Raw genomic sequence first — 25,989 nt, 5'->3', positions numbered from 1 at the left:
CTGTTATGCGGTAGATACGGCCAATGCGTCGGCATTGACGGTATAGTCGGGGTTTTGCCCTGTCAGGACCTTGGCCACCTGAGTGGCCGCGGTGACCCGCGCTGCGTGTATGGATTCCTCGGAATAGTAGGCCGCATGTGGCGTTACGATCACGTTGGGCAGTGTGAACAACGGGTTGTCATCAGGCGTCCAGTTGGCGCGCTTGGCCGGCTCTTCTTCGGGGTCGTCGAGCCCTGCAGCGGCCAGATGGCCTTCGGTCAGCGCCCGGAATAGGGCTTTGTTGTCGACCGTTGGTCCGCGTCCAGTGTTCACGAGTATCGCACCGGGTTTCATGACCGAGAATTCGGCATCCGACAAAAAGTGATGCGTGTTCGGCGTCATCGGCGCCTGCATCAGGATATAGTCGGACCTTGCTAGCAATTCGGGCTTGCTCACCAGCTCGACCCCAATCTTCGCGGCGACTTCTCTTGGCAAATACGGGTCGTAAGCGATGACCGTAACTCCGAAAGATTGCGCCCGCGCAACGATGGCTTGCCCGATTTTACCCAGCGAAACGACACCCATCGTCCGCCCGCGCAACCGGTAGACCGGCTGCCCGCTTTGCCATTGCCAGACCCCTGCGTGAGTGGCCCGATCATAGTCAGGCAACTTGCGCGCCAGGGTCAGCCAAAGGGCAATCGCGTGATCGGCGACTTCCTCGGTGCAATAGTTTTGCACGTTGGTAACGAGGATACCTTTTTCCGTCGCCGTGCCGACATCCACGATATCCACGCCTACGCCATAGCGCGCGATGACCTCGCAGTTTCGCATCCGCGTGATCGTTTCTTTCCCGATCCGGGCATATTGGTTCATCATCGCTGCGCAATGCGGCGCGACATCGAACAGGTCTTCCTGACGCTTGGCCTGAAGCGCAATCACCTCGGCTCCCGCTGCTTCCAGGATTTCCGTCTCAACGGCAACATCACCAAAGTCGTAATCGGTGATCACGACCTTGGGTTTGTCCGTTCTGGGGGGAAAGGCGGCGCGATCAGTCATAAGCACCCGCCGAATAGGTCAATTCGTACGAGTGGCTGTAGAGCTCGAAAATGTTGCCAAAAGGGTCTTCCATATAGACCATGCGATAGGGCTTTTCACCTGGGTAATACTTGCGCACTTGGCTCATGCGCTGGCGCCCGCCCAGGTCTTCGATAACCTTGACGCGGCCTTCCAGATCCTCGTCCTGTACGCAGAAATGAAACAAGCCACGCCGCCAATATTCAAACGGGCGTTCTTCTTCGACGGTCTTCGGGAATTCAAACAATTCGATGCCAACACCGTCGCCCATCGACAAATGCGCGATGCGGAAGCTTCCCCAACCTTCCCCAAATACATCGTCGCACATCTGACCGATGGCGCTTTCGTCATGCAGGATTTCAGTTGGTTCCATCAGCACGTAGAGGCCGAATGCCTTGGAATAGAACTCCACGGCTTTTTCCAGGTCGGGAACTGTGATGCCGATGTGAGAGAAAGTGAGAGCGGCCATGTAGGGCTCCTCCAGTTAGAAGTTAAAGAATGTTGCGAACGATGCCGCCTTCGATCCGGTGCGCAGAACCATTGGAGGCTGTGCTTGCAGAGATCGTGACGATCATGCGGGCGACTTCGTCTGGTTGGACAAAGCGTTGTATGAGCGATGTGGGCTCATCTGATTTGAAGTAATTGTCGACGATCGTGTCGAGCGGCTCACCCTTTTGATCGGCGAGGCCGTCAAAATAGGCCTCGACACCTTCGGTCCAGGTTGGACCAGGCAGGATCGAGTTAACCCGGACTTTTGTCCCCTTTGTCAGTTCTGCCATGCCACGTGTCAGACCTAACATGGCAGTTTTAGTGACAGAATAATGCACCATCTGAGGCAGTGGTTTCACTGCCGCTTCGCTGGCCATGTTGATGATGGACCCCTTATCCCGGCCGAGCATGTCAGGCAGGAAAATCCGGCTCATCCGAACGGCGGACAGGACATTGATGTTGAAGTAATGCATCCAGTCGTCATCGGTGAGATCCTCGAACGGTTTGACCGAAAAGATGCCAACATTGTTCACCAGAACGTCCACCGCGCCGCGCGCGCGGGCAAACTCTGCCAGAGTTTCCGCATCAGTGGTTTTGGTTAAGTCGGCCGCAATGCCTTCGACCTTGCCCAGAGATGACAGGTCGTCGACGCAGTCGGACACTTCCGCCTCGGTAAGGCCATGCACGATGACCCGCGCGCCTTCTTCCAGGTAGACCCGGGCAGTGGCTTTGCCGATGCCGGAACCTGAGCCAGTCACCAGGACCAGCTTATTTTTGAGCCCTAGATCCATCTCAGGCCTCCTTCTTAACGTTAGATGACTGCTGCGATGAGGGGCGACCGAATATTCGACCCATCAAGCCCGAAATTTCCGCACGCCACATATCTATGCCAACGGCCAACAGAATGATCAGGCCCAACACGATGTTCTGAACCGATGATGGCGCAGCGTTCAGGTTCAAACCGTTCTGGACGATAACGATTGTCATCGCCCCCATCAGCGTGGCGAGGATGTTGCCGCGGCCGCCTGCAAGGCTGGCCCCGCCGACAACAGCAGCGGCAATGGCCTGCAGTTCCAGCGTCTGGCCATAGTTCGGTGAACCAGAGTTGAGGCGCGCGGACATCAGGATCGCACCAACCGCAGTCATGAAACCTGCGATGACAAATGTCGTCGTCTGAACTTTACGTACGTTGATACCTGTCAGAACGGCAGCGGCTGGGTTGCCACCCACGGCATAAATCTCACGGCCGAGTTTCGTGAAGTTCATAGTGAACGCGGCAAGGACGTAGAAGAACACGAGATAGAAGAAAGGCATCGGAACGCCGAACAGCTTGCCGTAAAAGATTGGCTCCAGCGCCGGATCCAGCGAAAAGATCGGAGACCCATTGTTGAAGGTCAGCGCAAGGCCCCTGAAGGCAATCAACGCCGCCAATGTTGTGATGAAAGACGGGATACGCCCGTAGGCTGTTATCAGCCCAATGAACAGACCAAGCAATCCGCCCATGAGAAGAATGAGTGGTAACGCCAGAACCAGTGGAATGCCAACAAATTTCAACATCTGCGCAAGGATCATGGTCAGTAAAGCCACCATAGACCCGGAACTCAGATCGATGCCCGCAGCGAAGATCACGATAGTAGACCCGATTGCGATCAAGGCCACGATGCTTACCTGTAGCGACAAGTTAGAAAGGTTGCCCGGGTTCAGGAAGCGTTCCGTCGTAAGTGCCACGATCAGTGCGACGATCACCATTGCTGCAAATGGTCCGATCAACTGGGTGTCAAAGATCCGCTTCATGCGAAAGCCTCCTTAGGCTTGGATTGAGGAGTGTCGGCGGACGCGCGCACAAGGTCGTCATGAGTAAGGTCGGATGCATCGACCGTGCGCACTATCGTTCCGTGCTGCACGACGGCAATCCGATCGCTCATCGCAAGCAACTCATCATGGTCTGAACTGATCAGAATGATCGATTTTCCCGCCCGAGTGAGCCTGTTAATCAGCTTGTAAACAGCAATCTTCGCGCCGATATCGATCCCCTGCGTCGGCTCATCAAGGATCAGGATGTCAGAGGCTGAGAACAGCCAGCGTGCAATCACGATCTTCTGCTGATTACCACCAGACAAGAAGTTGACCGTCTTTTCCTCGGCCTGGGTCGAGATTTCCAGATCGCGGATCAGGTCATGGGTGGCTTGCTCTTCCGCCTTGAGATTCAAGACACCGAACCGGCTTAACCCGCCAAGGGACGCTGCGGTGACGTTCCCGCTTGCGCGGAAATTGAAGAACAACCCGTCAAACTTACGGTTCTCCGGAACAAGGGCCAATCCAGCACGGATCGCATCGATTTCCCGGCGGAAGCGTACTGGTTTGCCATGCAGTGTTATCTGTCCGCCCGTCAGCTCGTCTGTCCCGAACAGTGCGCGAGCGATCTCTGTGCGGCCACTGCCCAATACGCCACCCAAGCCCAGAACTTCGCCCCGATGCAACGAAAACGATACATCTTTCACGCCCGAATTGGTGGCCAGACCCGCCGCCTCTAGCACAATATCCTTGGTCGCGTTCTGCTCCTTTGGATAATGCTCACCAATGTCCTCACCGACCATTGCGCTGACAATCTCAGAGACGTTGATTTTGGTTTCGCCACTTGCTCGCACAACACAGCCGTTGCGCAAGATCGTCACTTCATCAACGATCCGTTCAACCTCATCCAGCCTGTGCGACACATAGAGAATAGCGGTACCGCGCTCACGCATATTGCGCAGTAGCTGGTGCAGGCGCTCAATTTCATCTTCACCCAATGCCGCCGTCGGCTCATCCAGGATGATCATGCGAGCGTCCATCGCGACTGCCTTCGCGATCTCGACCAGTTGTTGCTCGCCTACCGATAGCGAGCCGGTTATGGTCTCGGGTGAAACATCGACATCCATTTCCGCCAAAACGCGAGCAGCTTCGTTGTGGACCTTGGCCCAATCGATCACGCCAAAGCGGGACCGAGGCATATTGCCAAGGAAGATGTTTTCGCCAACCGACAAGGTGGGCACGATCGAGAATTCCTGAAAAACTGTTGCGACGCCCAATTCACGTGCCGCCTGCGGGTCGCTGATCGTGACCGGCTTGCCATTGTGCAGGATTTGACCGCTATCGGGTTGCTGCACGCCGGACAGAGTCTTGATCATAGTCGACTTGCCACAGCCATTTTCACCCAGCAGCCCATGAATGGAACCGGGCATAAGCCGGATGCAAACCTTGTCATTCGCCAAAACCCCAGGATAGGCCTTGGTGATATCGACAAACTCCCAAAGTGGCGTTGCGGGTGTCATTGCGATTGCCTCGACAAAAGTGAAACTCGGTTGAGTTGCGACCCGGCAGCACGCGCACGCGCCACCGGGAAGCGGGGAGAAAGCTCAGTACTCTTTGGACGGCTGCGGGAAGAGCTTTTCTGGCTCTTGCAGCACGCTGATCGCACCATCTTTGTCTTCAATTGATGTGGGCGTTTCGATCCAGCCGCCGGGATAGGACCCGTTGAGCGCATCAATGGTTGCGTGCATGGCCGCTTTACCCATTAAGAATGGCGAGGTGTTGACGGTTGCCGTGATGTTGCCAGCCGCGATTTCTTCAAGGCCAGAAGTGTCACCATCATTGCCCAAAAGGACGATATCATTGCGGCCAAGTGCTTTTGCAGCAAATGATGCCCCAATGATCATGTAGTCGTTCGCCGCAAAGATCATGTCGAGATCGGGGTTCGACTGCAGGATATCCATACCAGCAGTGTTGCCGCCTTCAACGTTCCATTTACCATCAATGGATACCACAACGTCGAAGTTATCATTGCCCTCGATACCGTCGAGGAAGCCGCCCACACGTTCGGTCGAGTGATAGCCAGGCTGCCCTTCGATAATGCCGACCTTCAGCGGTTGATCACCATAAGTTTCAATGGCCCAATCAGCGATAGCATGCGTGCCGTTACGCTGAGAGTACCCGACAACGCCATGAATTGGTGTCGGGAAGTTCGGGATGTCTGAGTTGATCATCAAAACTGCCATGCCCTTGTCGACGGCCTGCTTCAGCAGTGGTGCGGCAGCAAATTCATCGTGGGTACCAAAGATGATTGCATCCACATCCTGCGTCAGCACATCCTGGATCATTCCCATTTGGCCGTTGATGTCCGCACCGGACTGGGGCGCAAGCATGAAGACTTCGACCCCGGCCTCAGCAGCAACCGCTTTGATGCCTTCACCGATGGCGATGTAATAGTTGAACTCGGTCGCCGGCGGCATATACGCGATCCGGAACGTATCGTTTTTGGGTTCTATTGCATCGATTGGCGCTTGTGCCCCGTCCTCAAGTGGAACCGGTGTTGGATAATTTTCCGCCAGAGCGACCGTTGCCAGAGTGGCGAACCCCGCGACAAGCGTAGTGGTCATAAGCGTTTTCAACATAGTTTTCTCCTCCAGAATTTCGTCGGTTATCCTTTGAATGGCGCGTCGATCACGCCACGAACGCCGGGTTTCACAGCAAAGAGGCCGCCGGATTCCGGTTCCTTTGTTAAAGCTGCTTCGTCACTCATCAGCCTTGAGGTCGTGATGAACAGCGTGTCGAGATCAGAGCCCCCGAAAGCGCAACAGGTGGGCTTCCAGACCGGCACCTCGATCACGCGATCTATCGTGCCGTCAGGTGCGACGCGAACAACGCGATGGCCTTCCCATTCGGCGTTCCAGACGCCCCCTTCGGCATCGACACAGGACCCATCAGGCAAGCCAGGCTCATCATTGAAAGACGCGTGCCGCCGACGGTTCGAAACGGTTCCACTGCGGGTGTCGTAATCAAACGCGACGATTTCCCGATCCGGGGTATCCGCGAAGTACATCGTCTCACCGTCGGACGTAAAGCAAGTCGAATTGGCGCAAGACACTCCTTCGATAATCGTCCGTACACTCAAATCCTTATCGACGCAGATGACTGACGAATCGGCCTTACCAGAAACTTCGTTCATGCCTCCAACAATCAATCGCCCCTGGCGATCGGTTCGCCCATCGTTAAGCCGTGTCTCCGGATTGTTCGGCTCGAATCGCGTCACGAGGGTTTCCTCGCTATTGGGCGAATCGAACAAGACAACTCGATCCGCATAGGCAACGATCAGACCGCCAGACGCGCGCGGCGCGAAGCAACACACGCGCTCCGGCATCTCATGAGAGGCAGTTTCTGACGTTGCAGGATCAAATGACCAAAGCGCACGGCCTTCAATGTCGGTCCACCAGATAAGGCCATCGGCGGGACTCCAGAAAATCCCTTCCCCGTGCTGGTTCTTACAATCGACGACCAACTCTGCGCGCAATTTTTTTCTCCTAAGTACATTCTGATATCTGATATACCAGCTTGCCTAATCTGGTGTATCAGATATCTTGCATCTGGCAACACCTTTTTTTGGAGATATCCTCAGATGGCGCTTGAGAGACCCAAGTCTTTGCGTGAACTCGCACTGGAACATTTGCGGAATAGTATTATCGATGGCTCCCTGAAAATGGGTCAGGTTTTGTCGGAGCGAAAAATCTCCGAAGAGCTGGGCGTATCGAAATCGCCAGTCCGCGAAGCACTCGCTCAACTACGTGACGAAGGGTTGGTCAGTATCGAGCCTCAAAAAGGCGCACGTGTTTTTTCGCTGTCTGAGCCGGAAGTGACTCAGATTTGCGATTTCAGACAGGCTATCGAAACTGCCGCCTTTGAACTTGCGTTGTTGCGGAACCCGGAAGGTCTTGCCGACGACATGCAGCGTGTCGTGAAGGACATGGAGAAGGAACGCAGGCGAGGTAATGAAAAGGGCTACCTTTCACTGGATACCACATTTCATCAGTTGATTTTTGAACATGCCGGTAACGATTATCTGACGGCCAGCTATATACGCTACATCGGTAAGATTGCCGCATTGCGAACCCATTTGGCGAAGCTGCCACAGCATACTGAGCTCTCCTTCGATGAGCATTCGAAAATCGCTATTGCCGTTCGCGAAGGTGACATGGCCAAAATCAAATCTCTTCTCACAGCGCATATTGACCGCACCAGACAAGCCTACAAAAGCGCCGCCATCGTCCTCGAAGGAGCGACCGCATCCTAGCAAAAACGTAGCTTCGTTGTGACGGGGGCGGGCCAGAACGGCGCCGCCCCTTTCTTTTGGGCACCTCACTGTCTTTTCTTTTTCAGTTGACATCTGAGATATCAGATGCCAATCAAAAAGCGGGAGGAAGCTTATATGACGCCAGCAATGAAACCTGACTCACCGGGGCTACAGCCACTGATCCAATTGGATCGGGTTGGCAAAAGCTTCGGCACGAACATTGTTTTGGATGGCGTCGACTTTGAATTGAGACCCGGCGAAGTTCACGCGCTATGCGGGGAAAACGGCGCCGGAAAATCCACCTGTCTCGGCCTGTTTTATGGACTTCACCAACCTTCTGCTGGGCGTATCCTGTGCGACGGCAAGGAACAGCGGGTCGAAAGCCCGTCGCGTGCGCAATCCCTGGGCATCGGCTGTGTATTCCAAGAGCTCAGCCTCGCTGGCGCGCTCTCTGTTGCGGAAAACATCTACGCGGGCCGCGTGCCCACCCGGTTTGGCGTAGTTGACTGGCCTGAACTGCGCCGCCGTGCGGAGGCGTTACTGGCGGAATTCGGTCTGGATATCGACGTCTCAACACCCGTGGAAAACTTACCGATCAGCTCCCGCCAGATTGTTGAAATCGCCAAGGCGCTGTCGTTGAATTCCCGCGTCCTTTTGCTGGATGAACCGACATCGGCATTGGCACCCGACGAAGTAGACGCACTATTCGAAGTCCTAAAGTCCCTGACAAAGAAAGGGATTGGCATCGTCTATGTCAGCCACCATATGGCCGAGATTTTCCAGATCTCGGATCGCATTACCGTTTTGCGAGATGGGCGCCACATCAGCACTTTACCGGTTTCGGAAACTTCTCAGGAACAAGTCGTTGCCGAGATGATCGGCGGCGCTCACCCCGGTGATGTCAAGCGGTCAGGTAAGGTTAACGGCGAAGAGGTTTTGCATGTCCAAGACCTAACCCATCCAGGTGAATTCGAAGACATTTCTTTCTCCATCAAAGCCGGAGAGATTGTAGGGATGGCAGGGTTGATGGGTGCTCGCCGCAGCGAGATTGTTCGATCGATTGTCGGGCTGATGTATGGCACGACCGGGGAGATCAGACTTCACGGCAAGCCTGTTAACTTTGCGTCCTTGCGGCAGGCGATGCGTGCTGGAGTCGGGTTTGTTCCCGAGGAACGCAAGACTGAAGGCCTCTTTCTGGAGCAATCACTCAGCGACAACCTGATCGCGGCTAGCCTTTCCGATCATGCGTCTGCTGGGCTCATGCGTTCGGGCTCGATCAAAGCAGCTAGCCAAGCAGCCATTGACGCCTTCAGTGTCAAAACCAGCGGGATTAACGAACTTGTTGGTGATCTCTCAGGGGGCAATCAACAAAAGATAATGTTGGCCAAGTGGCTCAAACGCGCGCCAGCTCTTCTGATCATCGAGGAGCCCACAAAAGGGGTCGATGTCGGAGCCAAATTCCAAATCCACACGGAACTATTGCGTCGAGCTGCCGAGGGAATGGCCATCCTCGTCGTGTCATCCGATTTTCCCGAACTTGTCTCCCTCTCAACCCGCATCCTTGTCGTCCACGACGGTCGCCTCATGGGAGACATCGCAGCCGCTGAGGCAACCGAAACAACGCTTCTTCAAATGGCCGCCGGAAATTCCGCCCCAATTGTTGATGCGCCCCAAACCAATCAATCAGGAGTCGCGACGTGACCATGACCGCTCAAGCCAACTTGCCCATGAAGCGTCCGCTGCTGCGCCGTGTTTTGCAAGCTTTTGTCGATATTCGTGAACTGACTCTGATCGTTCTGATCGCCGCCATCATCATCGTGATGTCCAACGTCAATCCCTACTTCCTCAGCTTCTCGAACTTTCGAGCCGTGGCCGTGGGCATGGCCCCGACCGCGATCATCGTGATCGGTATGGCGATCTTGCTTGCCTCTGGCGGGTTCGATCTTTCCGTCGGGTCGGTAATGGCCTTGTCTTCTACCGTCGTAGCCATGCTGCTTTTGACCGGCATGCCAATTCCGCTCGCTGTGGTATGCGGATTGGTGCTGGGTGGAATTGTCGGCGTAGTGAACGGTTTGCTGGTGACCGGCCTCGGGATCAATCCGCTTATCGCAACCCTCGGCACGATGTCGATTGCGCGAGGCATCGCTCTTGTCCTGACGGAAGGTTTCTCAGTCTCAAGCCTGCCGGCATCATTTGCCTGGATCGGTAAAGCTGACATAGGCGGCTTTCCGGTAATCGTCTTGTTCACCATTCTGCTCGTCGTTCTGTTTGACCTGGCCGTCCGCCATACACGCTTTTTCCGTCAGGTCTATTTCATCGGCGCCAATGAAAAGGCCGCGATGTTGTCAGGCATCCATGTCACACGCGTGCGTATCATTCTGTACGCACTGACCGGTATTCTGGCTGCTTTGGCCGGAGTTTTGCTGGCCTCGCGCCTGATGAGCGGCACGCCCACGGCAGGAAACGGTATCGAACTTCAGGTTCTGGCAGCGGCTGTCATCGGTGGCGCATCTCTACGCGGCGGCGAAGGTACTATTCTTGGTGCTTTCCTCGGCGTCGTTTTCGTAGCGTTGATCAACAACACTATGACGATGCTGGCTGTATCGATCTACTGGCAGATGATCGTCATCGGCGGTGTACTCGTTACAGCGGTCGCCTTGGACATGCTGATCCGAAGCAAACGGGGCTAATCCCGAAGCTTTCCAAAACTTAACAACAACCAAAGATCCAAAACAGGGAGACTACGATGACTGAATTGAATGTGAATCGGCGCAGGCTGCTGACAGCGGGCACCACCGCAGGATTGGCCGCAGCGTTTGGACTGCCCATGCTGTCCAAAGAAGCCATGGCGCAAGCGGCCGGCAAAGAGTATGTTTTCCTGTCCATTGTCACGCAGGTGCCGTTCTGGGTGGACTATCGCAATGCGATGGAAGACCTTGAAGAATTGATGGGCATCAAGGCCACATTCACCGGTCCGTTGGATTTCGACACGGCCGCACAAGCACGTCAATTGGATGAACTGATCGCAAGACGCCCCGCAGGCATTCTTATCTTCCCCGGTGATCCAGCCACTCTGGCCCCCGGCGTCGAACGTGCGGTCGAGGCGGGCATTCCGGTCACATGTTGTATTGGCGATATTCCCGACAGTCCCCGGTCCACATTCCTTGGTATCAACGGTGTTCAGGCAGGACGTGTCGGCGGCGAAATGCTCGCGCAAGCGATTGGCGGCAAGGGCAAAGTTATCCTCGGCACTTTCCCTGCCCCTTCCACATTGGAGCGTGTCGAAGGGTACAAACAAATCTTTGCCGAGAAATACCCGGATATCGAGGTTGTCGACGTCGTCAACGATAAGGCCGACCCTTCCTATGCGCCGACAGCCTACCTTCAGGCAATTCAGGCGAACCCGGATATTGTTGGCATTGGCGGCACGGACGGCGACAGCGGCAAAGGCGCGGCAATTGCAATCAATGAGGCGGGACGCAAGGACATCAAGATCGTCGCGATGGACCGAAATGATGATATGCTTCCCTATATCGAAGACGGCACAATTCACGGCGCTGTGGCTCAGAAATCCTATCTTGAGATCTTTCTCGCCTTCCACATGATGCATTGGCAGAACACTGACGCGCTGAAGGTCTTGCCCGATTGGAAGGCGGCTGGCATCAATCCTCTACCCGAGCGCGTTGAAACCGGGGTTATGCCGATTACTGCCGAGAACGTCGTCCAGTTCAAGCACACCTAAGCGATTGTCCCGGTGCATTCTATCGCGCCGGGAAACCGATAGGAGGGGGTTAAATGTTGGACCGATGGAGCGTTCTTCACCTGCAGCAAAACGATCTGCGGCTGACACTCCTGCCCGGCATCGGGGGCCGCTTATGGGATATAAACTTCCAAGGTCGCTCCCTCCTATTTCAGAACGCAGATCTCGACGGTTTGGATGTCGATGACACACGGCTTACTGATCTGCCCACACGCTCTCCACAATTTGGTTTTCCACTCTGGGGCGGCGAGAAGACTTGGATCGCCCCAGATGCGTCCTGGGTAAGCGGCGCTCCGTTTCCCGTGTTGGACAGCGGCTCTTACCAGATCACTTCTAGAAGCAGCACTCGTATCGACATGACCAGCGCATTATGCCCGACCTCGCACTTGTCAGTGTCGCGCCGCATCACGCTGACCTCTGCGGAAAGCTGGGAAATAGAACACATCGTGGTCAACCATGGGACCTCGTCGCGCCTGACTGGCATTTGGTCAGTCATGATGCTTAACACCCCCACCAAAATCGGTGTCGAGTTGGAAGACCCCGCGTTTTATCCTGTTTTTGGCTCTTCCGAAGGGATGATAGCGACGCACGGCAATGGCATTGTCGTGGATTGCAACAGACAGCAGGAATTCAAAGTCGGGTTACCGAACCCCAACGGTCGTACACTGATGCGGTGCGGCCCTAACACCCCGTTGCTAATGTGCTCGGTACCAGAACCTCAACAGGGCGATCAATTTGCACACGACTATCCGTTTGAGGTCTTTAATTCAGCCGATTACGCCTATTGCGAAGCGGAGTGGCACTCCCCGGCACGCAACCTCGCACCGAATGAAACGCTGAGTTTTCGGCAAACGTTCCGCGTCTTGACGGATGAAGATGCAACCCAATTGCCATTGGGGCTCACAAACAACAAGGAGTTCCTGTCATGCATGTCTTGATTACAGGCGCAGGCGGGCATCTCGGCCGCAAACTCTTCAACGCGCTAGAAAGCGACTCCGATTACACCGTCTCTGGCATCGACATCCGTCCCGTTGATCATCCCGACATTCACACAGCAGACCTGTCCGACGACAGCAGTTGGGTCAGTTTGCTTAAGGGAGTGGACGTTATCGTGCATCTAGCTGGTGACCGAGAGCCCTCCGCCACCTGGGCCTCCGCGATCAAACACAATATGGATGCAACGCTTTCTCTCTATCACCATGCGGCAGCCATGGGCGTCAGCCGCGTGGTTCTTGCCAGCTCCAACTGGGTTCACGGCGACAAAAGGTTCACGCATCAGGTGCTCAACAGCACGACACCACCAGGGCCAGTAAACGCCTACGGCATGTCAAAGCTATTCTGTGAACGGACAGGGGCTTATTTCGCTGAGCATCACGGACTGTCGGTCATCTGCTTGCGCATCGGCTGGACGCAATGGACTCACGGCAACCAACCCGGCACACACATGGCGATGGGCCGGTGGGGTCAGGAAATGTGGTTGAGTGATCGGGACTTTCTAAGCGGAATGCGCGCCGCAATAGATGCCAAGAATATTTCCTTCGCAGCCCTCAACCTAATGTCAGATAACCCGGGGATGCGCTGGGATATCACCGAAACGCGGAAAGCGATTGGCTACTCTCCAAAGGACGGAAGCCCCGCGAAAATAACATTGGGCATTTCCTTGAGATCCATGCTGCAGCGGCTGTTTACAGTCCGGCTCCCTAGTTATTTCACGACACGCTTTCCAGATTGGTAGAGTATAAGGCCCGGACATTGTTGCGTCTCGCATTCAGTTTCCGAAACCTCGCACCGAAGTAAGCGCTGAAAAGGTCATCTTTGTCCGCTTCGCGGTAGACGGAGAGCGACATAACGAGCGCCAGATTTGGCAACCATTGATGTTTGATACTTCGATAACAAACTGCAAACGTCGCTGAACGGGTGTTATCTGAAGCGATCTCTGGTTGAGTGCGAGCCTTATCTGCGGACCGAACGAACCATCATTTCAACCCCTCAGATATCATCCTTCCCACCACTTTCCTTTCGTGGCCAGCGGGATTTGGACAAGCCAAACGTCACTGGCCGTCAGGGTGTGGGCGCGGCCCTCCCCCTCGGGCAACCCTATTAGACAGGGCCGTGTCCTCGGTTGCGCCTCCGGTCCGCACCACCCCTGTCGAATAGCATTGCCTCGCCCCCTCCCGCGTTCGCCACGTGGCAGATCAGCAGGAACAGGCAGCTTCGCTGTCTGATCTGCAAATCAGCCCTGATTTTCCAAAAGGGAAGTCAGATCAAACAAAATCTTTGCGGGAGTATCAAAATGGGGATTCTGGATCAGTTTAAGACGCAAAGGTCAATTTCAACTTATGGCCAACATCGGGGGGTGCCTTCCGGTGTCGAACGTTCACCCGTTTCTGGTCCAACTGTGACGGTTGGGTCAGGTTCGTGTGACGTTCAACAGAAAACCAATGGCGGACCGAGGAGGATTCGAACCCCCGACCCCTTGATTCGTAGTCAAGTACTCTATCCAGCTGAGCTATCGGTCCGCGTTGGTGAGGCGGTATGTAGACCCACGTCAGAGGACGTGCAAGCCGATTCTTCAAAAAACTTTTAAAAAGTCACGTCGCCCTGCGGTAGCCTGATTTCAAAGGTGGTTCCCTCCGGTCCGGTCTGGGTTAGAACCAAGTCGCCACCATGTCCACGCACCAATTCTTGCGAGATGGCAAGCCCAAGGCCCGAGCCTCCTTTGCGCACCCCGCCTTGAAACGGAGTGAACAGGTTTTCGCGCGCTCGCGGGGGTAAACCAGGGCCGTTATCCCTGATCTCTACGCACCAGTCATTGTCGTGTACGCAGCCGGCAATCGTGATTCGGCCCGGTTTTCCGGACGCCACCAGCGCCTGACGCGCGTTGCGCACCAGGTTCATCATCACGCGGAAAATCTGTTCGGGATCTGCGCGCGCCACGAGGTCTTTCGGAACCTCGTTCACAATCTCGACACAGGCATCAGCAATGGCGAGCTTTTCACTTGCCACAACATCCTCGGCCACGTCGCGCAAAGGCACCATTGTCAAGGTCGGTGCCGGCTCTTCCGCCCGACCAAACGCCAGCGTGTTTTCACACAGGGACACAGCCCGCGTGATCGAGTTGACCAGCTTCGGCGCCATGCGCCGCACCAGCGGATCATCGCTGGCCTCGATCCGATCAGTGAACAGCTGCGCCGACGTCAGGATGTTGCGTAGGTCATGACTGACCTTGGCCACAGCACCACCCAGCTGCGCCAGTCGTTCGCGCTGTTTCAAAGCTTGCGTCAGTTCGGTCTGTAACTGCTGCAGCGCCTCTTCAGCTTCGCGCAACTCGGTCACTTTGGAATTGGGCGAGATGATCCCGCGGGCATCTTCGGGGGCGCTTGCATAGCGCTGCATGTACCCCACGACGCCCTTGATCGGCTTCACCAGAACAACGCGCACGGCAAGGAACAGGAAAAACGCGGTGATAATTGAAATGACAAAGGACAGGCCCAGAATACGCAGGCCATAATCGGTCATCGCCATCCGCAGAGGCTTGCTGTCTGTCGTGACCTCGATCAGAAGACCTGCATCTTTGACCGGCTCACCAATCACGCGAATGACTTCGTTTTCAGGTGTGAACAGGCGCGACATGGCGTCCCGGATTAAAATCCACGGACCGGCATCGCGCAGATCATAGGTATTGGCGATCTGTTCGGGAATGGGCGAGGACAGCATCAGCTGTCGAATTTCATCGCGCCGCAGCACCACATTATACACGCCCGCGTTGACCAGCAATTCGGCCTCAAGGTCTTCGGCCAGCATATCATCGGCCAGCAAGGCCAGCGAGGCAATCTGCGCACGCTCTAGACGGTTCAGCAGGAAATCTTCGCGAAACCGCGCAATCGAAGGGACAAAGATCAACACCTCGGCCAACATGACGAAGACCGTCGTCAGGATCAGAAATCGGCCCGACAGCGAGTTCACTATACGCTCCTTTTCCGGTCAGGGTATCCAGCGTTGGACGAACCCGACCACTCGTTTAACCATTTGATTCTCAAATAGCCTTGGCGTGAAATAGGCACCTGCCACGCGTTTGTTAAGCTCTCCGATCGTCGGATAGGGCGAAATCATCGCAGCGATCTGCCCCATCTTCAGATTATTGGCGAGCGCCAGCGACCACAAGTTGATCAATTCGCCCGCCTGATGACCCACGATTGTGGCGCCCACGGGACGGCCTTTTACGACCATGACCTTAATGAAGCCTTTCGTCTTGCGTTCGGTTATGGCGCGATCGTTATGGTGATAGTTAAAGCGCGCGATCTCGACCCTGTCGCCATGCTGGTCGCGGGCTTGCGCCTCGGTCAGGCCGACCTGCGCCAGCTCCGGGTCCGTATAGGTGGCCCAGGGGATATGTGTCGTTTTTGCCTTGGATGGCAGGCCAAACAAAGCCGAGCGGATGATGATCCCGGCATGATACCCGGCCACATGGGTGAATTGCAGCCCGCCCGCCACGTCGCCGATGGCATAGACCTTGCGGTTCGTGGTGCGCAGCGAGGCGTCCACCTTAATCCCGGTACGGGTTGGTTCGATCCCGGCGGCTTCCAGATTAAGGCGGTCGGTATTGGCCTTGCGCCCGGCGGCGATCAGCAGATGCGAGCCGGTGTAGATATCGCCATTCTCGGTCACGACATCGACCAGCCCGTTATTGTCCCTGATTTGGGCAACCATCGCCTGTTCATGCAGGGCTACACCTTCGGCGCGCAAAGTGTCCAACACAACAGCCGCCGCGTCAGGGTCATCCTTGCCCAGCGCCTGCATGCCTTCGATCACGGTCACCTCGCAACCAAGACGGATATGGGCCTGTGCCATCTCAAGCCCGATAGGGCCACCACCAATGATCAGCAGATGCTCGGGTTTTTCGCGCAGCTCGAATATGGTTTCGTTGGTGTAATATGGCACCTGATCCAAACCCGGGATCGGCGGCACCAAAGGCGACGAGCCGGTGGCAATCACCACCCGTCGCGCAGTGATCAAGTGATCGCCCGCCTGCACCTGCGTGGGGGAAACAAAGCTGCCGAATTCGCGTATCACTTTGACTCCGAAGCCTTCAAAGCGTTCCTGGCTGTCCATCGGTTCGATCTGGGATATCACGTCACGGACGTGATCCTTAGCAGCCGCATAATCCACTTGCGGCATCACGTCTGCCACACCCATGGCTGCGGCATGGGCCTGCCCATAAGCTGTCTTGCCGCTGGCGATCAGCGCCTTGGAAGGTACACAGCCAAAATTCAGGCAGTCACCACCCATCTTGTGACCTTCCAGCAAGATGACGTCGGCCCCCATCTGACTAGCCCCGGCGGCAACGGACAAGCCACCCGACCCGGCCCCGATCACCAGGATATCCGTCTTCAGTTCTTGCATGAGTTCAGGTGTCCTTATTGCCGCGCAGGGCTTTGATAACTATCGGCAACGCGGTCAGCACACACAAGCCCAGGATGGGTCCGATAACGAAGGGTTCCCACAGCAACGAGACATCCGGCGTCTCGCCGCGGTCGAACACGCCACCCAAACCAACACCGATCCAGGTGTACACGATGCCGCCCGGAATGATGCCCAGCGCTGTGGTGATCAAGAAGTTGCGGAATTTCACTCCCACCAGCGCTGGCACCAGATTGGCGACAAAAAACGGCACAACTGGCACAAGACGCAGCAGGAACAGCACCGAGATTTCGTTCTCGCGTAGGCCGTCCTTGAGCTTTTTCACGGTGCCTTCCGAAGCCTCCAGCCGTGCGGTCAGGGATTCACCCAGCCCCCAACGCGCGGCCAGAAAGATCGCCGATGCACCGATGGTAGCTGCAAAGACGTTAAAAACGGTTCCGGCAAAAAGGCCGAACAGAAACCCTCCGGTCATGGACGCCACAGCCGCGCCGGGCAGCGAAAAGGCGACGATGACGATGTAGGTCGCCACAAAAGCACCCGCCATGGACCAATAATTCGCATCCCGCCACGCCAAAAGGGCTTCGCGGTTGTCACGCAACGTCTCGAACGTCAGATAATCGCCCAACGTAAAGAACCCCACCGCAGCCACGGCGAGAATCACCAGCAAAGGTACGTGTCGCGCAAGCCCTCTGCGCGGGGTCTGGGTGGTTTCGCTCATCAAGCTGTCCGGTTTGGTGCGTTTCATTCTGTCCCCAACATGCGCCGCGCGGGACCCATGCAACAGGGACCTCACGCGGCGTTGATGCAAATGACGGGTAATGTGAGGGTTTGAGGCCATAAAACCGCTATTTTGAAACCTTTTGCGTGACGCCGTACCAGAATTGTTGCAAAAGGCGTCAAAACCCCCACCTAGGGGTTTGACTTACCCACCGCTACCCAGTAGAGGACGGGCTTCGAACACTAGGGCCAGGCGAATCCGCGCCGCACCCCACCGCATAGATTGGAGACGGAGCGATGAAACGCACCTATCAGCCTTCGAACCTGGTTCGCAAACGCCGCCACGGTTTCCGCGCGCGCATGGCCACCAAGGCCGGCCGCAAGATCCTGAACGCACGTCGCGCACGCGGCCGCAAATCGCTGAGCGCATAAACCGCTCACCGATCAGGTTATGAACATGACGCCGCCGGAGGCCCCTGAGGATGGTAAGAACCAGCCGAGGGTCAAGCCCCCGGCGGCGTCCGTTTGCGTGCCTGAAACATTGACTGTTCTCAAGAAACGATCCGATTTCCTGAAAGCCGCCCGCGCGCGCAGGCAGGGCACCTCGTCCATGATGGTGCAGGCGCGCAAACGTGCTGCGGATGAAGCTATGGGGATTCGCGTCGGTTTCACCTGTTCCAAGAAGGTTGGGAATGCGGTGGCGCGTAACCGCGCCAAGCGGCGCCTGCGAGAAGCTGCCCGCGCGGTGCTGCCCGCACAGGGTCAGAATGGTTGGGACTACGTGCTGATCGGCCGCGCCGAGGTCACTGCCGCGCGCCCGTATGAAGCTTTGCTGGATGATCTGCGCTATGCCCTGCGCAAAATTCACAGCGCGCGGAAATGACTCTGCTGTCTCATATCCTTGCCCTGCCCATTCGGGCTTATCGGCTGGTGTTCAGCCCCTGGGTTGGTTTCAATTGCCGCTATCAACCCACTTGCTCGGCCTATGCGCTGGAAGCATTGGAAAAGCACGGCGCCATCAAAGGCGCGTGGCTGACCGCCCAGCGGATCGGGCGCTGCCATCCTTGGGGTGGTGACGGGTATGACCCGGTTCCAGAGCAGAAACCAAAAGACTAGAGCAGACGTGTATCAAAGAATAGCTGTCTCAACTCGGCCTTAAAGCAAGGTTGCCCTGCGTCGTGTGTGTACGGGTCGGGATTTCCTCGCGGTCCAACTTGCCAGAAATGGTGTGGAACACGTCTTCAAGAAATACCGGGTCATCAAAATAAAACGTGTGTCCGGAATTAATACCGCCGTCAAAACCGCCTTGTTTAAAGCGCGCCGCGCAATACACATTGGCGGCCTTGCTATGCAGCGGCCTGTTCATACCATTCCGCCCAACCCTTGGTGCAACCCCGATCCGTTTGACCGCAGATATCGACAGTACGTCATCCATTGTATTGTAGTAATTCGTCAGTCGTACGCAGTGACGATAAAGCGATGAAGACTTGGAGCTCTCCGGATCAAGCGATTTGACAGACAGATCTCCAGCCACCAGCATGACCTGGCTGACTGACCAGCTTTTGCTGGCAATTCGGGCTCGGTCATCGGCATCATCAAATGCCTCGCGCACCACATAGCTGCCCATCGAATGTGCCAGTACGTGCAAGTCGATCCGACACTCTGGTCGCTGCATCTCCGAAAACATCGCGACGCCGTCCCTCACCAGCCGGAAAGCCGATTGCTTGGCATCCATCCGGTCCTCCAGGTAATTCAAGGCCGAATCCGCACTGGGCCAGTCAAAGCTGACAACAACGCCTTTGAAGCCGTGTTCTTTTAGCCCTGCTTTGATTTTGCGGTGCCGCACAAGAACTTCCGCCTGAGAGTTATTGAACCCATGCACGTAGAACACGATGTCACCCTCGGTATAAGGGTTCGTCGTACCACCCTGAGCGGCCAATATGACCTTGTCGCGCCATTCTCGCTTTGTGATCTTGTGCGACAGCATCATATCATCCGCGCTTTCCGGAATTTCCAGAAAATGGCTGGCTGCAGGCTCGTTAGAAAAGCCGTTTCCGCTTTTGCCGCGGGCAACAAAGGCATAGTCCATAATAATCTCCTCGATAAATGACGCCCTTTTATCACAGGTCAACAATGCCCCAAAATCTACAATCCGGCTTATCACGCTTGCTCGCTTGCCATATCGACTGTAACCACGGCGCATGTTTGACGAAACTGACGATATCCACCCGCTCTTTGCTGGCGCGCCCTCGACCACCGAGTTCAAGAAGCTGCGCAAACGCATCGTACGCCAGACCCGTGAAGCCATTGAGCATTACGGAATGGTGGACCCGTCCGCCCATGACAAGGACGGCAAACCGCCCCGTTGGCTGGTCTGCCTGTCGGGCGGCAAGGACAGCTATACCCTGCTTGCGGTTCTCTATGAACTAAAGTGGCGCGGGTTGCTGCCGGTCGATCTGTTGGCCTGTAATCTGGATCAGGGTCAGCCTGGTTTTCCCGCCACGGTCCTGCCCGAGTTTCTGGAACGCATGGGCGTGCCTCACCGCATTGAATATCAAGACACCTATTCCATCGTTGTAAATAAGGTTCCGCAGGGCCGTACGTTTTGCGCCCTGTGTTCACGCCTGCGCCGGGGCAACCTGTACCGGATCGCCCGCGAAGAAGGTTGCTCAGCCGTGGTTCTGGGCCATCATCGGGACGACATTCTGGAAACGTTCTTCATGAACCTCTTCCACGGCGGGCGTCTGGCCACGATGCCACCGAAACTGGTGAACGAAGAAGGCGATCTGTTCGTGTTCCGCCCACTGGCACACGTGGCCGAGACCGATTGCGAGAAATTCGCCACCTCGATGAACTATCCGATCATCCCCTGCGATTTATGCGGCAGCCAGGACGGCTTGCAGCGTCAGCAGGTGAAACAGATTCTGGATCAGTGGGAAAGAAACAGTCCCGGTCGACGCCAAGTGATGTTTCGGGCACTGACCAATGCGCGACCGTCGCATCTGTTGGACTCAAAACTGTTCGATTTCGCCAACCTTGCGCTAAACACTGGCAAAAAAGACGAAAATTCGGACGAGATTCCTCAGCTGCGTTAACGTCTGACTCAGATTGGTTTTCTACGGTTGCCCAATACGTGCTTTGCCAAACGTAGAGGCCCAGAAATCCGATGTGGAAACATATCAAATTCGAACGCGTTCTTGATGCTCTTGCTTCTGTTCTGAGTGGCCCTGCCGCGCTGGCCTTTGTGCCCGCCATCAGTTTGGCGGCGTTCTGGATTGGCGGGGAACGGGCGTTGGTGGTTGCCGCCCTCGTTTTACCCTTGATATTCGCAGGCGCGGCCACCTTTGACGCCCGCGCCAACAGGCAGCTTCAGCGGCGCAACCCGCCTGGTGGCATGATGGCGGTAGACAGCTTTTACAACGAGCTGGAAGGCATGTTCAAAAAGGCAGTAACCGATGGTGCGGATTCGGCTTGCCTTCTAATCGCCCTGGATGATTATTCCGACTTTCTCGATCTTCACGGCAATTCGGCGGCAAATCATCTGACTAATCAATTTGGCAGCCGCATTCTTTCTGTTATCCGAACACAGGATATCGCGACCCGCCTGGAACCTAACAAAATCGCAATCGGCCTGCATCCATCCCACCAATTGGATCTGGAGGCCTGCATTCAGATGGCGGGGCGCATTCAGGCTGTCGTTGAAGAACCCTTTACGCTCAACGGTGCTGGTGTCTACGTTTCCTGTTCAATCGGATTCAGCCTGCTGAGCAGCGGCCCTAAGGATCAGTACGAGGATTGGGTCGACGCCGCAAAAGCCGCCTTGGGCGAGGCGCAGCGGAACGGGCCGTCGACCATTCGCGCGTTTTCCAGCGAAACACAGCGTCGCTCACGCATTCGCGCCAATCTTCGCAAAGAATTTGAAGACGCGCTCGACAATGGTGAGATACGCCCTTGGTTCCAGCCACAAATCTCAACCGACACAGGTCGCGTTACGGGTTTCGAGGCTCTGGCCCGCTGGGAACACCCGCAAAAGGGTGTACTAAGTCCACAGGTATTCTTGCCGTTCGCTGAGCAGGCCGAGTTGATGGAGAAATTCGGTCAGGCGATGCGGCACCATGCTTTCGCCGCGATGCGCGATTGGGATCGCGCATCGGTCGTGGTTCCCCGGATCGGCGTGAATTTCTCATCTGAAGAACTCCGCGATCCAGCGTTGATCGACCGCCTGAAATGGGAGTTGGACCAGAATGATTTGACACCGGACAGGTTGGCGGTGGAAGTTCTGGAAACCGTGTTCTCGCGCCGCCCCGACGATGTGATAACCCGCAACGTGACCAGCATGGCCAAGTTGGGGTGCTGCATCGATCTAGACGATTTCGGCACCGGCCACGCATCTATTGCTTCGATCAAGCGCTTTGATGTTTCGCGGATCAAAATTGACCGCTCTTTCGTCGCCAAGGCAGATCGCGACGCCAGCCAGCAACAACTGGTCAGCGCAATACTGACGATGGCCGAGCGGCTGAATGTCGAAACGCTGGCCGAAGGGGTTGAGACCCAAGGCGAACATGCTTTGATGGCGCAATTGGGGTGCGATCATGTTCAAGGGTTCGGAATTGGCAAGCCAATGCCCTTTGAAAAGACGCTGAATTGGATCGCGGCACATCAGAACAAGGTCAACGGAATGCCGAAGATCAGGCGCAAAACAGGACCGTAATCGCTGATTTACGCCACAGAAACGCGATCCAAAAGGAAATGACGGGCGAATCCGCTTGACCTTTGGGCTTGCACTCTGTTGAACCCACCGGGTGTGTTTCACTGCTTAAGGTGGCTGTCCCCGATGGACGATCAGAACAAGAATCTCATCCTTGCAACCGTGCTCAGCTTTATCGTGATCCTTGTTTGGTTCGTGCTGTTTCCCCCGCCGGAGCAGACACTCACTCCAGACGAGGTTGAGATTGCAACCGCCGAGGGTAATGAGGTTCAGACGCCCAGCGCCGCAGGTACTGTGGGTGAGGCGACGGCGGCCGCAGAAGAAACCCTGCCCGAGGAGCAAGCCCCACGGGTTGAAATCGACACCCCCCGGCTGAAGGGCAGTCTGTCGCTGTCGGGCGGACGGATCGATGAGCTGTTCCTGAAGGACTACAAGGTCTCGATTGAAGAAGGGGCGCCAATTGTCGAATTGCTGTCTCCGGTTGGCTCGGACTCGGCTTACTATGCCCTGTATGGCTGGGCGCCGGGAACCGGTGTGGCAGGCGCGGATGTGCCCGGCCCGAACACGTTGTGGACGGTCGAAAGCGGCGAAACGCTGGACGTCGACGCTCCGGTCACACTGAAATGGGAAAACGACAAAGGTCTGACCTTCCGCCGCATGATCTCGGTGGACGAAAACTATATGTTTACGGTCACCCAGTCGGTCGAAAACAATACCCAGGCCGAGGTTGGCATGGCCCCCTATGGCATCCTGGCCCGCCACGGCATTGGCGAGGATGGCGATCTGCCCGGTCTGAAGAACTTTTTCATCCTGCATGAAGGCGTAATCGGCATGGCCGACGGCACGTTGGCCGAGATTGACTATGGCGATGTCCGCGATTTTGATATCGACCCGAACGAGCGCGCGCAAGCCGAGGTCTATCAGGTCAAAGAAGATGGTTGGATCGGATTTACCGATCACTATTGGATGACCACACTGATCCCGGAACCGGGAACACCGTTCAAGGCCGCAGCAAAATACGACGAACGCCGCAAGATATACCAAACCGAAACAGTGCTGCCGACCCTGACGGTCGCCCCCGGCGCTACCGAAGAGGTCACCACACAGCTGTTCGCAGGTGCTAAGGAATGGGAAACCATCCGCGAATATCAGTCGGAAGGCGTACAGAAATTCATCGACAGCATCGACTGGGGTTGGTTCTTTTTCCTGACCAAACCGATCTTCTGGCTGCTGCATAATATCAACGCGTTGATCGGCAATATGGGGTGGTCGATCATCGGCCTGACCCTGATCATCAAGGCGATCCTGTTCCCGTTGGCGTATAAGTCCTACGTCTCGATGGCAAAGATGAAAGAGCTTCAGCCGCAGATGGAAGCCCTGAAAGAGGCAGCAGGCGATGATCGTCAGAAGATGCAGCAAGGCATGATGGAGCTGTACAAGAAGGAAAAGGTGAACCCCGCCGCAGGCTGTCTGCCGATCCTGATGCAAATCCCGATCTTCTTCTCGCTGTACAAAGTGATCTTCGTCACCATTGAACTGCGTCAAGCGCCGTGGTTTGGCCCGTTCCGGGATCTCAGCGCGCCGGACCCGACCTCGATCATGAACCTGTTTGGACTGCTGCCGTTTGCCGGTCCGCAGCCCGACACGATCATGGCACTGATCTTTATTGGTATCCTGCCGCTGTTGCTGGGTATCTCGATGTGGCTGCAGCAAAAGCTGAACCCGGCGCCAACCGATCCGACGCAGGCGATGATCTTTGCCTGGATGCCTTGGGTCTTCATGTTCATGCTGGGCAGCTTTGCGAGTGGTCTGGTTGTCTACTGGATCGCGAACAACACGATCACGTTCACCCAGCAGTACCTGATCATGCGCAGCCAAGGCTTTAAGCCGGACGTGTTCGGCAACATTAAGTCCAGCTTTAAGCGCACGCCGAAAACGGATGATAAATGACAGCTGAAGTGACCCAGCTTTGGCGGCATCCGATCAAAAGCCATGGTCGCGAAGCCGTCGAAACCGTAAACGTGACCCCCGGGCAGACCATGCCCGGGGATCGCGTTTGGGCGGTTGCGCATGAGGCATCCAAAGCGGATGATTCAAAATGGGTCCCTTGCGCCAACTTCAGTCGCGGCGCAAAAGCACCACAGTTGATGGCGATTTCAACGCAATCAAACGGCGACACACTGACGTTGTCCCACCCGGATCGCCCGGACCTGACCTTTGCCCCAGACAGTGAGCAACAGGCGTTTCTGGATTGGGTCCGGCCCCTAATGCCCGCAAACCGCGCGGCCTCGGCACGGATCATTCGGGTTCCAGGGCGCGGGATGACCGACAGTGATTTCCCTTCAATCAGCCTATGCAACCTGGCATCGCATCGTGCGGTCGGACAAAAGCTGGCTCAAGATTTGTCGGTGCGCCGCTGGCGAGGCAACATCTGGTTCGACGGCCTGCCCTTGTGGGAAGAATTCGACTGGCTGGGTCGTGAGGTTCAGATCGGCGAGGCCGTGCTTCGCGTACGCGAGCGCATCACCCGCTGTTTGGCAACCACAGCCAACCCTGACACAGGTGTACGCGATACCGATACATTGGGCGCACTTGAAACCTGGGGTCACCAGGATTTCGGCGTCTATGCCGAAGTTCTTGAAGGCGGCGCAATCTCGGTTGGCGATAAGGTAGAATTGTTATGAGCCCCCTCCCGTTTCCTTTAGCCGAAAACCCCGATGAATTCGCGTTGGAGCGCGGACGCAAATTGTTTGCGGGCGAGTCTGAATTCGTCAAGGGCGTGGTCGCCATGGATGGCCTACCTGCGCCGGATCGGCTTGAGGTTTGCTTTGCCGGCCGTTCCAATGTGGGCAAATCCAGCCTGATCAACGCGCTGACGGGCACCAAGGGACTGGCGCGCGCGTCGAACACTCCGGGCCGCACGCAAGAGATCAACTTCTTCACTCAAGGCCCCGAACTATATCTGGTCGACTTGCCCGGTTATGGCTACGCCAATGCGCCAGTGAAGGTGGTGGAAAAGTGGCAGCGGTTGCTGAAACAGTACCTGAGCGGACGTCAGACCTTGCGCCGGGCCTTTGTCCTGATCGACGCGCGCCATGGGGTAAAGCCGGTGGATGCCGAGATCATGAAGCTGCTGGACACCAGCGCTGTGACTTTTCAATGCGTTCTGACCAAGGCAGACAAAGTCAAAGCCAAAGAACGCGAAAAGGTGCTGGAACAAGTGCGCAGCGCATTGTCGAAACATCCTGCGGCCTTTCCTGAAATCGTGCTGACCTCGTCCGAAAAAGGCGATGGCATTCCGACCTTGCGCTCGATCATCGCGCATCTGGAATGACTCTGCCGCTTCGTCTCTTTGCCCTGTTGACCACACTGGCGCTGTTGCTGACCGGTGTGATTCCTCAGGGCTGGATGCCCACAATGGGCAATGACGGCAAGGTGTTGCTGGTTCTCTGCACCGGCGAAGGCACGGTCGAGCAATGGGTCGATCTGAACCCGAACGATCCCATACACGACGACACTGACGAGCGCGCGATGTGCCCCTTCGCGGGGCTGACCGCTGATTTCACCCTGACCACCGTCGGGGACACCATGCCTTTCGAGGCAACGATCCAGCCGCGCTGGGTCCATCACGACTTTACCCATCGCAGCGCCGGGTTCTATGCCCGTTATGACGCGCGGGCGCCTCCCGTCTTCTCCTGATTCACCTCAACATCTGAGAGCCCGCGCATACGCTGC

Annotated in this window: 26 protein-coding genes and 1 tRNA gene; 15 read left to right on the top strand and 12 right to left on the bottom strand. The window is 56.2% G+C overall.

The features are described from left to right. Nucleotides 1-3: 3 nt before the first annotated feature. The 7 genes from ACR0AL_RS18070 to ACR0AL_RS18040 all read right to left on the bottom strand — a co-directional run bounded on the left by ACR0AL_RS18070 (nt 4) and on the right by ACR0AL_RS18040 (nt 6,871). Nucleotides 4-1,035 (bottom strand): C-terminal binding protein, encoded by a 1,032-nt coding sequence (locus ACR0AL_RS18070; protein WP_480664116.1) that lies wholly within the window; start codon nt 1,033-1,035, stop codon nt 4-6. Beyond that, nucleotides 1,028-1,522, bottom strand: a complete 495-nt coding sequence (locus ACR0AL_RS18065) for a lactoylglutathione lyase family protein (protein ID WP_010437254.1) — start codon at nt 1,520-1,522, stop codon at nt 1,028-1,030. The genes ACR0AL_RS18070 and ACR0AL_RS18065 overlap by 8 nt, the downstream gene beginning before the upstream one ends. A gap of 22 nt (nt 1,523-1,544) precedes the next feature. Then, a complete protein-coding gene (locus tag ACR0AL_RS18060) occupies nt 1,545-2,333 on the bottom strand; it encodes an SDR family NAD(P)-dependent oxidoreductase (protein ID WP_050606103.1) in 789 nt (262 codons plus the stop codon). Between the two features lies 1 nt (nt 2,334). Beyond that, entirely contained in the window at nt 2,335-3,336 is a 1,002-nt protein-coding gene (locus ACR0AL_RS18055; RefSeq protein WP_170351637.1) for an ABC transporter permease, read from the bottom strand. Continuing rightward, the gene (locus ACR0AL_RS18050) at nt 3,333-4,856 is read right to left on the bottom strand and encodes a sugar ABC transporter ATP-binding protein (RefSeq protein WP_425080914.1); all 1,524 of its coding nucleotides are present in this window, start codon (nt 4,854-4,856) and stop codon (nt 3,333-3,335) included. The genes ACR0AL_RS18055 and ACR0AL_RS18050 overlap by 4 nt, the downstream gene beginning before the upstream one ends. An 84-nt stretch (nt 4,857-4,940) precedes the next feature. After that, nucleotides 4,941-5,975, bottom strand: coding sequence for a sugar ABC transporter substrate-binding protein (locus ACR0AL_RS18045; protein ID WP_170351639.1), 1,035 nt, complete (start codon nt 5,973-5,975; stop codon nt 4,941-4,943). A gap of 26 nt (nt 5,976-6,001) precedes the next feature. Further along, a complete protein-coding gene (locus ACR0AL_RS18040; RefSeq protein ID WP_480664113.1) occupies nt 6,002-6,871 on the bottom strand; it encodes an SMP-30/gluconolactonase/LRE family protein in 870 nt (289 codons plus the stop codon). Nucleotides 6,872-6,976: 105 nt separating this feature from the next. On the opposite strand from ACR0AL_RS18040, the gene ACR0AL_RS18035 reads away from it, so the two are divergent. From ACR0AL_RS18035 to ACR0AL_RS18010, 6 genes are all read left to right on the top strand, one after another. After that, complete coding sequence (locus ACR0AL_RS18035) at nt 6,977-7,648, top strand: GntR family transcriptional regulator (RefSeq protein WP_480664112.1); 672 nt, start codon at nt 6,977-6,979, stop codon at nt 7,646-7,648. Nucleotides 7,649-7,753: 105 nt separating this feature from the next. After that, complete coding sequence (locus ACR0AL_RS18030) at nt 7,754-9,349, top strand: sugar ABC transporter ATP-binding protein (protein ID WP_480664110.1); 1,596 nt, start codon at nt 7,754-7,756, stop codon at nt 9,347-9,349. A gap of 2 nt (nt 9,350-9,351) precedes the next feature. Beyond that, the gene (locus ACR0AL_RS18025) at nt 9,352-10,338 is read left to right on the top strand and encodes an ABC transporter permease (RefSeq protein ID WP_174818509.1); all 987 of its coding nucleotides are present in this window, start codon (nt 9,352-9,354) and stop codon (nt 10,336-10,338) included. A gap of 56 nt (nt 10,339-10,394) precedes the next feature. Continuing rightward, complete coding sequence (locus ACR0AL_RS18020; protein WP_170351641.1) at nt 10,395-11,390, top strand: substrate-binding domain-containing protein; 996 nt, start codon at nt 10,395-10,397, stop codon at nt 11,388-11,390. A 53-nt stretch (nt 11,391-11,443) separates the two neighbouring features. Beyond that, nucleotides 11,444-12,346 (top strand): hypothetical protein, encoded by a 903-nt coding sequence (locus tag ACR0AL_RS18015; protein ID WP_480664108.1) that lies wholly within the window; start codon nt 11,444-11,446, stop codon nt 12,344-12,346. After that, the gene (locus ACR0AL_RS18010) at nt 12,334-13,143 is read left to right on the top strand and encodes an NAD-dependent epimerase/dehydratase family protein (RefSeq protein ID WP_480664106.1); all 810 of its coding nucleotides are present in this window, start codon (nt 12,334-12,336) and stop codon (nt 13,141-13,143) included. Before ACR0AL_RS18015 ends, ACR0AL_RS18010 begins: the two co-directional genes overlap by 13 nt. A 707-nt stretch (nt 13,144-13,850) precedes the next feature. Here ACR0AL_RS18010 and ACR0AL_RS18005 read toward each other — a convergent pair. The 4 genes from ACR0AL_RS18005 to ACR0AL_RS17990 form a co-directional block, all read right to left on the bottom strand. Beyond that, nucleotides 13,851-13,927, bottom strand: a tRNA-Arg gene (locus ACR0AL_RS18005). A gap of 64 nt (nt 13,928-13,991) precedes the next feature. Further along, complete coding sequence (locus ACR0AL_RS18000) at nt 13,992-15,377, bottom strand: sensor histidine kinase (protein ID WP_170351695.1); 1,386 nt, start codon at nt 15,375-15,377, stop codon at nt 13,992-13,994. Between the two features lie 15 nt (nt 15,378-15,392). Further along, nucleotides 15,393-16,811 carry a dihydrolipoyl dehydrogenase family protein gene (locus ACR0AL_RS17995; protein ID WP_480664104.1) on the bottom strand — a complete coding sequence of 473 codons (1,419 nt, stop codon included), beginning with the start codon at nt 16,809-16,811 and terminating at the stop codon, nt 15,393-15,395. A gap of 4 nt (nt 16,812-16,815) precedes the next feature. After that, on the bottom strand, nt 16,816-17,547 hold the full coding sequence (locus ACR0AL_RS17990) for a TVP38/TMEM64 family protein (protein WP_480664191.1): 732 nt from the start codon (nt 17,545-17,547) through the stop codon (nt 16,816-16,818). Nucleotides 17,548-17,843: 296 nt separating this feature from the next. Between ACR0AL_RS17990 and rpmH the strand changes: the two genes are divergently transcribed. From rpmH to yidD, 3 genes are read left to right on the top strand one after another with little or no spacing between them, the layout of a single operon-like run. Then, nucleotides 17,844-17,978, top strand: coding sequence for a 50S ribosomal protein L34 (gene rpmH / locus ACR0AL_RS17985; protein WP_005980833.1), 135 nt, complete (start codon nt 17,844-17,846; stop codon nt 17,976-17,978). Between the two features lie 25 nt (nt 17,979-18,003). Further along, on the top strand, nt 18,004-18,429 hold the full coding sequence (rnpA, locus tag ACR0AL_RS17980; RefSeq protein ID WP_480664102.1) for a ribonuclease P protein component: 426 nt from the start codon (nt 18,004-18,006) through the stop codon (nt 18,427-18,429). Further along, nucleotides 18,426-18,662 carry a membrane protein insertion efficiency factor YidD gene (gene yidD / locus ACR0AL_RS17975; RefSeq protein WP_480664100.1) on the top strand — a complete coding sequence of 79 codons (237 nt, stop codon included), beginning with the start codon at nt 18,426-18,428 and terminating at the stop codon, nt 18,660-18,662. Before rnpA ends, yidD begins: the two co-directional genes overlap by 4 nt. A 28-nt stretch (nt 18,663-18,690) precedes the next feature. Here the strand turns inward: yidD and ACR0AL_RS17970 are convergent, their stop codons facing one another. Continuing rightward, nucleotides 18,691-19,635, bottom strand: coding sequence for an alpha/beta hydrolase (locus ACR0AL_RS17970; RefSeq protein ID WP_170351647.1), 945 nt, complete (start codon nt 19,633-19,635; stop codon nt 18,691-18,693). A 112-nt stretch (nt 19,636-19,747) separates the two neighbouring features. Here ACR0AL_RS17970 and ttcA point away from each other — a divergent pair, with 112 nt between their 5' ends. The 6 genes from ttcA to ACR0AL_RS17940 all read left to right on the top strand — a co-directional run bounded on the left by ttcA (nt 19,748) and on the right by ACR0AL_RS17940 (nt 25,953). Next, nucleotides 19,748-20,641, top strand: a complete 894-nt coding sequence (gene ttcA, locus ACR0AL_RS17965) for a tRNA 2-thiocytidine(32) synthetase TtcA (RefSeq protein WP_480648869.1) — start codon at nt 19,748-19,750, stop codon at nt 20,639-20,641. Between the two features lie 71 nt (nt 20,642-20,712). Then, the gene (locus tag ACR0AL_RS17960) at nt 20,713-22,257 is read left to right on the top strand and encodes a putative bifunctional diguanylate cyclase/phosphodiesterase (protein ID WP_480664098.1); all 1,545 of its coding nucleotides are present in this window, start codon (nt 20,713-20,715) and stop codon (nt 22,255-22,257) included. 123 nt (nt 22,258-22,380) lie between these two features. After that, entirely contained in the window at nt 22,381-24,204 is a 1,824-nt protein-coding gene (gene yidC, locus ACR0AL_RS17955) for a membrane protein insertase YidC (protein WP_170351650.1), read from the top strand. Further along, on the top strand, nt 24,201-24,938 hold the full coding sequence (locus ACR0AL_RS17950) for an MOSC domain-containing protein (RefSeq protein WP_480664096.1): 738 nt from the start codon (nt 24,201-24,203) through the stop codon (nt 24,936-24,938). The genes yidC and ACR0AL_RS17950 overlap by 4 nt, the downstream gene beginning before the upstream one ends. Then, nucleotides 24,935-25,588 carry a ribosome biogenesis GTP-binding protein YihA/YsxC gene (gene yihA, locus ACR0AL_RS17945; protein ID WP_480664094.1) on the top strand — a complete coding sequence of 218 codons (654 nt, stop codon included), beginning with the start codon at nt 24,935-24,937 and terminating at the stop codon, nt 25,586-25,588. Before ACR0AL_RS17950 ends, yihA begins: the two co-directional genes overlap by 4 nt. Further along, entirely contained in the window at nt 25,585-25,953 is a 369-nt protein-coding gene (locus tag ACR0AL_RS17940; RefSeq protein WP_480648879.1) for a DUF2946 domain-containing protein, read from the top strand. The genes yihA and ACR0AL_RS17940 overlap by 4 nt, the downstream gene beginning before the upstream one ends. The last annotated feature ends 36 nt before the right edge of the window (nt 25,954-25,989 follow it).

It is taken from the genome of Ruegeria sp. BB1, from assembly GCF_056539465.1.
This window is presented reverse-complemented; position numbering and strand designations above follow the sequence as displayed.